11 protein-coding genes are annotated in these 9,014 nt (G+C 49.2%); 6 read left to right on the top strand and 5 right to left on the bottom strand.

Going from position 1 to position 9,014, the window contains the following annotated elements; genetic code table 11:
* Window positions 1-97: 97 nt before the first annotated feature.
* The 4 genes from trkA to def are packed head-to-tail and all read right to left on the bottom strand — an operon-like array spanning window position 98 to window position 4,302.
* Window positions 98-1,474: a Trk system potassium transporter TrkA gene (gene trkA, locus ACUU1I_RS17735; RefSeq protein ID WP_000691382.1), complete on the bottom strand. Its 1,377-nt coding sequence runs from the start codon at window positions 1,472-1,474 to the stop codon at window positions 98-100.
* A gap of 21 nt (window positions 1,475-1,495) precedes the next feature.
* Complete coding sequence (gene rsmB / locus ACUU1I_RS17730) at window positions 1,496-2,785, bottom strand: 16S rRNA (cytosine(967)-C(5))-methyltransferase RsmB (RefSeq protein ID WP_005103892.1); 1,290 nt, start codon at window positions 2,783-2,785, stop codon at window positions 1,496-1,498.
* A 45-nt stretch (window positions 2,786-2,830) separates the two neighbouring features.
* Window positions 2,831-3,778, bottom strand: a complete 948-nt coding sequence (gene fmt, locus ACUU1I_RS17725) for a methionyl-tRNA formyltransferase (protein WP_000004430.1) — start codon at window positions 3,776-3,778, stop codon at window positions 2,831-2,833.
* A gap of 14 nt (window positions 3,779-3,792) precedes the next feature.
* Window positions 3,793-4,302 (bottom strand): peptide deformylase, encoded by a 510-nt coding sequence (def, locus tag ACUU1I_RS17720; protein WP_000114986.1) that lies wholly within the window; start codon window positions 4,300-4,302, stop codon window positions 3,793-3,795.
* Between the two features lie 147 nt (window positions 4,303-4,449).
* Between def and dprA the strand changes: the two genes are divergently transcribed.
* Genes dprA through ACUU1I_RS17690 form a run of 6 tightly spaced genes read left to right on the top strand, consistent with a single transcriptional unit; the run spans window position 4,450 to window position 8,244 of the window.
* A complete protein-coding gene (gene dprA, locus ACUU1I_RS17715) occupies window positions 4,450-5,574 on the top strand; it encodes a DNA-protecting protein DprA (RefSeq protein ID WP_000228520.1) in 1,125 nt (374 codons plus the stop codon).
* Window positions 5,546-6,019 (top strand): DUF494 family protein Smg, encoded by a 474-nt coding sequence (gene smg / locus ACUU1I_RS17710; protein WP_000460680.1) that lies wholly within the window; start codon window positions 5,546-5,548, stop codon window positions 6,017-6,019. Before dprA ends, smg begins: the two co-directional genes overlap by 29 nt.
* A gap of 28 nt (window positions 6,020-6,047) precedes the next feature.
* Window positions 6,048-6,590 carry a DNA topoisomerase family protein gene (locus ACUU1I_RS17705; RefSeq protein WP_001129726.1) on the top strand — a complete coding sequence of 181 codons (543 nt, stop codon included), beginning with the start codon at window positions 6,048-6,050 and terminating at the stop codon, window positions 6,588-6,590.
* Window positions 6,591-6,594: 4 nt separating this feature from the next.
* Entirely contained in the window at window positions 6,595-7,167 is a 573-nt protein-coding gene (tsaC, locus tag ACUU1I_RS17700) for an L-threonylcarbamoyladenylate synthase type 1 TsaC (RefSeq protein WP_005050640.1), read from the top strand.
* 4 nt (window positions 7,168-7,171) lie between these two features.
* Window positions 7,172-7,990, top strand: coding sequence for a shikimate dehydrogenase (gene aroE, locus ACUU1I_RS17695; protein WP_000451217.1), 819 nt, complete (start codon window positions 7,172-7,174; stop codon window positions 7,988-7,990).
* On the top strand, window positions 7,987-8,244 hold the full coding sequence (locus ACUU1I_RS17690) for a DUF1488 family protein (RefSeq protein WP_001070563.1): 258 nt from the start codon (window positions 7,987-7,989) through the stop codon (window positions 8,242-8,244). Before aroE ends, ACUU1I_RS17690 begins: the two co-directional genes overlap by 4 nt.
* Here the strand turns inward: ACUU1I_RS17690 and ACUU1I_RS17685 are convergent.
* Entirely contained in the window at window positions 8,220-8,774 is a 555-nt protein-coding gene (locus ACUU1I_RS17685; protein ID WP_001286216.1) for a gamma carbonic anhydrase family protein, read from the bottom strand. The genes ACUU1I_RS17690 and ACUU1I_RS17685 overlap by 25 nt on opposite strands.
* Window positions 8,775-9,014 lie beyond the last annotated feature (240 nt).

Genomic DNA, 9,014 nt, shown 5'->3' with positions numbered 1-9,014 from the left:
TCTAACAAATGTTAAGCCATTTTCCTGCCAGGAATGAATTTAATTAATCCTTGATAATCAAAGGGAAATAATAAGGCGTCATTAGACGCCTTATTAATTACAAGAAGAAAGGGCTTGGCTGGAAGAGTCTTTCGACGTCGGTAATAAACTTTTTATCTGTGAGGAACATAATTACGTGATCGCCTTGCTCAATGCGCAGATTGTCATTGGCAATCATCACGTCGTTTCCACGTACCACCGCTCCAATAATCGTTCCTGGCGGTAGCTTGATTTCGTCAATGACTCTGCCGACAACGCGTGAGGTGCTTTCATCACCGTGAGCAACGGCTTCAATAGCTTCTGCTACGCCGCGGCGCAATGAGGAAACACCAACAATATCTGCTTTTCGCACATGGCTAAGCAACGCAGAAATAGTTGCTTGTTGTGGTGAAATTGCAATATCGATCACGCTCCCCTGAACCAGATCCACATAAGCGCGACGCTGGATCAATACCATCACCTTTTTCGCACCCATACGTTTGGCAAGCATGGCGGACATGATATTGGCCTCGTCATCGTTGGTGACGGCAATAAACAGATCAACTTGATCGATATGTTCTTCGGCCAGCAGTTCTTGATCCGACGCATCACCAAAAAAGACGATCGTATTCTGCAACTTTTCCGCCAGTTCGGCAGCGCGCTGCTGATTACGTTCGATGAGTTTAACGCTGTAATCTTTTTCCAGACGACGCGCCAGCCCTGCACCGATATTACCGCCACCAACCAGCATGATCCGTTTATACGGTTTTTCCAGTCGCTGTAATTCACTCATCACCGCGCGGATATGCTGTGAAGCGGCAATAAAGAACACTTCATCACCAGCTTCAACAATGGTCGAACCTTGTGGACGAATGGGGCGATCGTGGCGGAAAATTGCTGCCACACGAGTATCGATATGTGGCATATGTTCGCGCATGGTCGAAAGTGCATTACCAATCAGCGGGCCGCCATAATAGGCTTTAACTACAGCGAGGCTGACTTTACCCTCAGCGAAGTTCACCACCTGCAATGCGCCTGGATACTCAATCAGTCGGTAAATATTATCGATAACCAACTGCTCTGGTGCGATCAGATGATCAATCGGTACAGCATCTGAATGAAATAGCTTATCGGCATCGCGTACGTAGTCTGGTGAGCGGATGCGAGCGATGCGATTAGGGGTGTTGAAAAGTGAGTAGGCTACCTGGCAGGCAACCATATTGGTTTCATCTGAACTGGTTACAGCAACCAGCATATCGGCGTCGTCGGCACCTGCCTCCCGCAATACGCGTGGATGAGAGCCATGCCCCTGCACGACTCGCAGGTCAAATTTATCCTGCAAGGTCCGCAGACGCTCACCGTTGGTATCGACAACAGTAATATCGTTGTTCTCGCCAACCAGGTTTTCCGCCAGTGTGCCGCCAACCTGGCCGGCACCCAGAATGATAATTTTCATCAGTCGCGACCCGTTATCTCATCACTTTTTGATTAGCTTAGCGTAAAAGAAGCCGTCGCCCTCTTCGGCACCAGGCTGATTTTGTTTACCCGGTTGCTCTGGTGTTCCTGTTTCGCAAAGTTCGGCATCAGCGGTACGTTGCAAAAAGGCTTTAATCTGCAGGCTATTCTCTTCCGGTAACACCGAACAGGTGGCATAGACCAGGGTTCCACCGGATTTTAAATGCGGCCAAATGGCGTCGAGAATTTCAGACTGCAATTGCGCGAGTTCCGGGATATCGCGATCGCGACGTAACCATTTAATATCTGGATGGCGACGAATCACCCCCGTTGCTGAACAAGGCGCATCTAATAAAATGCGATCAAACTGTTGCTCGCCACACCATTGGGAAGGGTAACGGCCATCACCTTGTTTCACGGTTGCCTTCATACCAAGGCGTTTTAAATTGTCGTAAACGCGAGAGAGGCGCTGTTCGTCAATATCAACCGCAACAACCTGCGCTTCTGGTGCCACCTCAAGGATATGCGTTGTTTTACCGCCGGGGGCGGCACAAAGATCCAAGATGTGTTCACCGTTTTGTGGCGCAAGCCAGGTCATGCAACCTTGTGCTGATGCATCCTGAACGGTAACCCATCCGTCTTCAAAACCAGGTAGCGCATGAACAGGTGCAGGTGTTTCCAGCCGTACAGCATCAGGGTAATCCGCATGCGGGAAACCTTTCATTCCTGCTTCATCCAGCAATGCAAGCCAGCTGTCGCGGGAATGATGCGTACGATTAATACGCAGCCACATTGGCGGACGCTGGTTATTGGCTTCGGCGATGGATTGCCACTGCTCTGGATACGCTTTTTGCAGACGCTTCAGCAACCAGGAAGGATGCAGATAACGTGCATCACGGGTATTAAACTCGGCTAATAACTCTTCTTGCCGACGCTGGAACTGGCGTAATACACCGTTAATCAACCCTTTAAGTTGCGGACGCTTAATTGCGATAGCGCCTTCAACCGTTTCAGCCAGCGCAGCATGAGGTGGAATGCGGGTATAAAGCAGTTGATACAAACCAACCATAATCAGGTAATGCACAGTGCGCTGTTTGCCGGTCATCGGACGGGCCATTAACTTATTAATCAGCCAGTCTAACTGCGAAAGCGTACGCAGTACGCCAAAGCACAACTCTTGAAGAAGTGCTTTGTCTTTATCGGAAACTTTTTGCTGGAGCGGTGGCAGAATGTTGCTTAATGATTGCCCTTGCTCGACGACTTGTTCAACGGCCTGGGCCGCCATGCTACGTAAATTACGTTGTTTTTTCATAAGTATAAAAATGCTCGGCAAGACCGGGCTTAGAAGAGTGGACTATCAGACCAGACGGTTGCCCGGAACAAACCATTCCCGACGAGAGTTCAGGAGGTCTTGCGCGCTCATCGCTTTCTTACCCGCAGGTTGTAACGAGAGCAGGTTCAGGATGCCATCACCAGTCGCAACCTGAATGCCTTGTTTGTTGGCTTCAAGGATCGTTCCTGGTGCAGCGTTGGTTGCCGTATCAATGACCGACGCTTTCCAGACTTTAACCGGCTGTCCTTCAATTTCCAGCCAGCTCATTGGCCATGGGTTGAAAGCGCGAATGCAGCGTTCAAGCTGTGCTGCCGAAAGTGACCAGTCAATACGCGCTTCTTCTTTACTCAACTTCTCGGCGTAAGTGACAAGAGTTTCGTCCTGAACTTCTGGTTTCGCCGTGCCGTCTGCCAATTGTTTCAACGTGGTGATAAGCCCTTGTGGGCCAAGCTCTGCCAGCTTGTCGTACAGCGTACCACTGGTATCTTCTGCAGTAATCGGGCAGGAGAGCTTATAGAGCATGTCACCGGTGTCTAAACCAACATCCATTTGCATAATGGTTACACCAGTTTCTGCATCACCCGCCCATAGTGAGCGTTGGATTGGTGCAGCACCGCGCCAGCGTGGCAGCAGTGAACCATGAACGTTGATACAGCCAAGACGCGGCATCTCCAGCACAGCTTTAGGCAGAATTAAACCATAGGCGACGACGACCATAACATCAGCCTGCAAATCGGCGACCAGTTGCTGGTTTTCTTGTGGACGCAGGGAAACAGGTTGAAAAACGGGCAGACCTTCTTCCTCAGCCAGAACTTTAATCGGGCTGGGCATCAGTTTTTTACCGCGTCCTGCCGGTCGGTCTGGCTGGGTGAACACGCCAACGACGTTATGACCAGAAGACAACAGCGCGTCGAGATGACGCGCTGCAAAGTCAGGTGTACCCGCAAAAATAATACGTAGTGATTCTGACACGTTAGTTCTTATCCTTAAGCCCGGGCTTTCAGACGATCCAGTTTTTCAACTTTCTGACGAATTCGTTGTTGTTTCAGCGGTGACAGATAATCCATAAACAGTTTGCCAACCAGGTGATCCATCTCATGCTGAATACAGATAGCTAACAGACCCTCTGCTTCCAGTTCAAATGGTTTACCGTCGCGGTCAAGGGCGCGAATTTTAACTTTCTCTGCGCGCGGCACTAAAGCACGTTGTTCAGGGATCGACAGGCAACCTTCTTCAATGCCTGTTTCGCCGCTTTTTTCTAAAAGCTCCGGATTGATTAACACCAGCCGTTCGTCACGGTTTTCCGAAACATCAATAACAATGATACGTTGATGGATATCAACCTGGGTTGCCGCCAGGCCAATACCTTCTTCTGCGTACATCGTCTCGAACATATCATCGACGATACGCTGAATTTCTGCATTCACTTCTTCTACCGGTTTAGCAACTTTGCGAAGCCGCTCGTCCGGAATATGTAACACTTGCAAAACTGACATAAATCTCCAGAGATGTGTTCAGGAGTTAGAAAGATTATTTCTTCTATTCTAGACAAATCCCCCTCTGATTGACAGCATCACTTGATTGACAGCATCACTGACCAATCGCAAAGATTGCTAAGGCTTGCTTATGACAGGGAGATAAGGATGGTCGATACAGAAATTTGGCTGCGTTTAATGAGCATCAGCAGCTTGTACGGCGATGATATGGTCCGTATCGCTCACTGGCTGGCAAAACAGTCGCATATTGATGCGGTTGTATTGCAGCAAACAGGGCTTACATTGCGGCAGGCACAACGCTTTCTTTCATTTCCACGAAAGAGTATCGAAAGCTCACTTTGTTGGTTGGAGCAACCCAACCATCATTTAATCCCTGCGGACAGCGAATTTTATCCTCCTCAACTTCAGGCGACGACAGATTACCCCGGCGCACTGTTTGTTGAAGGAGAACTGCACGCGCTGCATTCATTTCAGCTTGCCGTAGTGGGGAGTCGGGCGCATTCATGGTATGGCGAGCGATGGGGGCGATTATTTTGCGAAACTCTGGCGACGTGTGGAGTGACAATTACGAGTGGACTGGCGCGTGGAATCGATGGTGTGGTGCATAAAGCGGCCTTACAGGTAAATGGCGTCAGCATTGCTGTATTGGGGAATGGACTTAATATCATTCATCCGCGTCGCCATGCCCGACTGGCTGCCAGTCTGTTTGAACAGGGTGGCGCTCTCGTCTCGGAATTTCCCCTCGATGTTCCACCCCTTGCTTACAATTTCCCACGAAGAAATCGCATTATCAGTGGTCTAAGTAAAGGTGTACTGGTGGTGGAAGCGGCTTTGCGCAGTGGTTCGCTGGTGACAGCACGTTGTGCGCTTGAGCAGGGGCGTGAAGTTTTTGCCTTGCCAGGTCCAATAGGGAATCCGGGAAGCGAAGGGCCTCACTGGTTAATAAAACAAGGTGCGATTCTTGTGACGGAACCGGAAGAAATTCTGGAAAACTTGCAATTTGGATTGCACTGGTTGCCAGACGCCCCTGAAAATTCATTTTATTCACCAGATCAGCAAGACGTGGCATTGCCATTTCCTGAGCTCCTGGCTAACGTAGGAGATGAGGTAACACCTGTTGACGTCGTCGCTGAACGTGCCGGCCAACCTGTGCCAGAGGTAGTTACTCAACTACTCGAACTGGAGTTAGCAGGATGGATCGCAGCTGTACCCGGCGGCTATGTCCGATTGAGGAGGGCATGCCATGTTCGACGTACTAATGTATTTGTTTGAAACCTATATTCACACTGAAGCTGAGTTGCGTGTGGATCAAGACAAACTTGAACAGGATCTTACCGACGCAGGTTTTGAGCGAGAAGATATCTACAATGCCCTGCTATGGCTGGAAAAACTTGCTGATTATCAGGAAGGGTTGGCAGAACCGATGCAACTGGCCTCGGATCCTCTCTCCATGCGTATTTATACACCGGAAGAGTGTGAACGACTGGATGCCAGCTGCCGTGGGTTTCTGCTTTTCCTTGAGCAGATTCAGGTGCTCAACCTTGAAACTCGTGAAATGGTGATAGAGCGAGTGCTCGCGCTGGATAACGCAGAGTTCGAACTGGATGATCTGAAATGGGTGATCCTGATGGTGTTGTTCAACATCCCGGGCTGCGAAAATGCGTACCAGCAAATGGAAGAATTACTCTTTGAAGTGAATGAAGGTATGCTGCATTAATCATTTCTTTAATTCAGCATAAGTTGTTATGGCAAAATCAGCACTGTTCACGGTGCGTAATAATGAGTCCTGCCCAAAGTGCGGGGCTGAACTGGTTATTCGATCCGGGAAACACGGTCCGTTTCTTGGATGCTCACAGTATCCGGCGTGTGACTACGTCCGTCCTCTGAAATCTTCAGCGGATGGACATATTGTCAAAGTTCTGGAGGGGCAGGTTTGCCCCGTATGTGGCGCAAATCTGGTATTACGCCAGGGACGCTTTGGTATGTTTATTGGTTGCAGTAACTACCCTGAATGCGAACATACCGAACTTATCGATAAACCGGACGAAACAGCAATTACATGCCCCCAATGTCGGACGGGCCATCTGGTCCAGCGCCGCTCCCGTTATGGCAAAACATTTCACTCCTGTGATCGCTACCCGGAGTGTCAATTTGCCATTAACTTCAAACCAATAGCTGGAGAATGCCCTGAGTGTCATTATCCGCTACTCATCGAAAAGAAAACCGCGCAGGGTGTAAAACACTTTTGTGCCAGTAAACAATGTGGAAAGCCGGTTTCGGCGGAATAATAACGTGAATAATAACCTGCAAGGAGACGCTATCGCAGCTGCGATAGATGTCCTCAATGAAAAACGTGTCATCGCCTATCCAACGGAAGCCGTTTTCGGTGTCGGGTGCGATCCTGATAGCGAAACAGCAGTGATGAGACTGTTGGAGTTAAAACAGCGTCCGGTTGATAAGGGGCTGATTTTAATCGCGGCAAATTACGAGCAGCTTAAACCCTATATTGATGACACCATGTTGACTGACGTGCAGCGTGAAACCATTTTTTCCTGCTGGCCAGGTCCTGTCACCTTTGTCTTTCCCGCGCCTGCGACAACACCGCGCTGGTTGACGGGCCGCTTTGATTCGCTTGCTGTACGAGTCACCGACCATCCGTTGGTGGTTGCTTTGTGCCAGGCTTATGGTAAACCGCTGGTTTCTACCAGTGCCAACTTGAGTGGATTGCCACCTTGTCGAACAGTAGACGAAGTTCGCGCACAATTTGGCGCGGCGTTCCCGGTTGTGCCTGGTGAAACGGGGGGGCGTTTAAATCCTTCAGAAATCCGCGATGCCCTGACGGGTGAACTGTTTCGACAGGGGTAACATAATGGAAACCTATGCTGTTTTTGGTAATCCGATAGCCCACAGCAAATCGCCATTCATTCATCAGCAATTTGCTCAGCAACTGAATATTGAACATCCCTATGGGCGCGTGTTGGCACCCATCAATGATTTCATCAACACACTGAACGCTTTCTTTCGTGCTGGTGGTAAAGGTGCGAATGTGACGGTGCCTTTTAAAGAAGAGGCTTTTGCCAGAGCGGATGAGCTTACTGAACGGGCAGCGTTGGCTGGTGCAGTTAATACCCTCAAGCGGTTAGAAGATGGACGCCTGCTGGGTGACAATACCGATGGTGTAGGCTTGTTAAGCGATCTGGAACGTCTGTCTTTTATCCGCCCTGGTTTACGTATTCTGCTTATCGGCGCTGGTGGAGCATCTCGCGGCGTACTACTGCCACTTCTTTCCCTGGACTGTGCGGTGACAATCACTAATCGGACGGTATCCCGCGCGGAAGAGTTGGCTAAATTGTTTGCGCACACTGGCAGTATTCAGGCGTTGGGTATGGACGAACTGGAAGGTCATGAGTTTGATCTCATTATTAATGCAACATCCAGTGGCATCAGTGGTGATATTCCGGCGATCCCGTCATCGCTCATTCATCCAGGCATTTATTGCTATGACATGTTCTATCAGAAAGGAAAAACTCCTTTTCTGGCATGGTGTGAGCAGCGAGGCTCAAAGCGTAATGCTGATGGTTTAGGAATGCTGGTGGCACAGGCGGCTCATGCCTTTCTTCTCTGGCACGGTGTTCTGCCTGACGTAGAACCAGTTATAAAGCAATTGCAGGAGGAATTGTCCGCGTGAATCAGGCCATCCAGTTTCCGGACAGGGAAGAGTGGGACGAGAATAAAAAATGTGTATGTTTTCCCGCTCTCGTGAATGGTATGCAACTGACATGCGCGATCTCTGGCGAGAGTCTGGCGTATCGCTTTACTGGAGATACGCCAGAACAGTGGTTAGCGAGTTTTCGTCAGCATCGCTGGGACCTGGAAGAAGAAGCGGAAAACTTAATTCAGGAACAAAGTGAAGATGATCAAGGCTGGGTCTGGTTACCCTGATCCAGATATTCGTCCTTCCATTTCACGTAATTATTCGCGGAATAGCGTAACCCAGCCTTCTCTTCATCACTTAACGGGCGGATCTGTTTGACGGGGCTACCGAGATACAGATATCCGCTCTCCAGCCGTTTATTTTGTGGGACCAGACTACCCGCACCAATCATCACATCATCTTCTACTATTGCGCCATCAAGTAAAATTGAGCCCATCCCAACCAAAACTCGATTGCCAATGGTGCAGCCGTGGAGCATCACCTTGTGACCAACAGTGACATCTTCGCCAATGGTTAATGGGTTGCCATCTGGGTTGTACGAGGATTTATGAGTGACATGCAACATACTGCCATCCTGGATATTGGTGCGTGCTCCGATCTGTACATAATGTACATCTCCACGAATCACAACGAGCGGCCAGATCCCCACATCATCAGCCAGACGAACGTCACCAATCACGACACTGCTATCGTCGATCATTACGCGCTGACCGATTTGTGGAAAAAGATCGCGGTATGGGCGTAAAACATCAGACATACTTACCTCAGCAATAAATGATTTACTAATGACTTTGGGGGCATTATTGGCCTTGTGCAAGTCTTTTAGTATGCAAAAAAGCACCGTTTTGTGTGCGATTGCAGCAAAAAGGGTGAAAAAACAACAAACAGAAAAAAAGATCAAAAAAATACTTGTGCAAAATATTGGGATCCCTATAATGCGCCTCCGTTGAGACGACAACGTGAAACACTTCACAGGATGGTCGGAACAACGAAGAGA

The organism is Shigella sp. SIG3 (assembly GCF_053555855.1).
The sequence above is the reverse complement of the archived record's forward strand: the minus strand, read 5'-3'. Positions and strand labels throughout refer to the sequence as shown.